Here is a 738-nt window from a genome sequence, read left to right as displayed (position 1 = left end):
TTACAAGTTCGGATAAAGCGGGAATCTGGCGCAGAGCTCTGCGACTTTGGCGCGGACGGCGGCCTCGACCTCGGCGTTGCCGTCGGGGCCATTGGCGGCCAGGCCGTCAACAACTTCGACAATCATATCCGCGATTTGGCGGAACTCGGCCTCACCGAACCCGCGCGTGGTGCCCGCAGGCGTACCCAGACGAATGCCAGAGGTCACGGTCGGTTTTTCCGGGTCAAACGGGATGCCGTTCTTGTTGGTGGTGATATGGGCCCGGCCCAGGGCGGCGTCGGTGATGTTGCCGGTCACTTTCTTGGGGCGCAGATCCACCAGCATCACATGGGTGTCGGTGCCACCGGTGACGATGTCCAGACCGCCCTTGATCAGCTGATCGGCCAGCGCATCGGCGTTCAGGCGCACCTGACGCATGTACTGTTTGAACTCGGGGCGCAGCGCCTCGCCAAAGGCCACGGCCTTGCCAGCGATCACATGCATCAACGGGCCGCCCTGAATGCCTGGGAAGATCGCGGAGTTGACCTTCTTGGCAATCGCCTCATCATTGGTGACGATCATGCCGCCGCGCGGGCCGCGCAGGGTCTTGTGGGTGGTGGTGGTGGCCACATGGGCATGTGGGAACGGGCTGGGATGTTCGCCTGCCGCGACCAGACCGGCGAAATGCGCCATGTCCACATGCAGATACGCGCCAACGCTGTCGGCAATCTCGCGCATCTTGGCAAAATCAATGACCCG

1 protein-coding gene is annotated in these 738 nt (G+C 63.0%); it reads right to left on the bottom strand.

What is annotated here, in order from left to right:
* Positions 1–738: serine hydroxymethyltransferase (locus AC2D8P_RS16655; RefSeq protein ID WP_484704006.1), on the bottom strand; the 738-nt coding region annotated here is incomplete at its 5' end.

The sequence above is a fragment of the Roseovarius sp. YIN77 genome, from assembly GCF_057219155.1.
The sequence above is the reverse complement of the archived record's forward strand: the minus strand, read 5'-3'. Positions and strand labels throughout refer to the sequence as shown.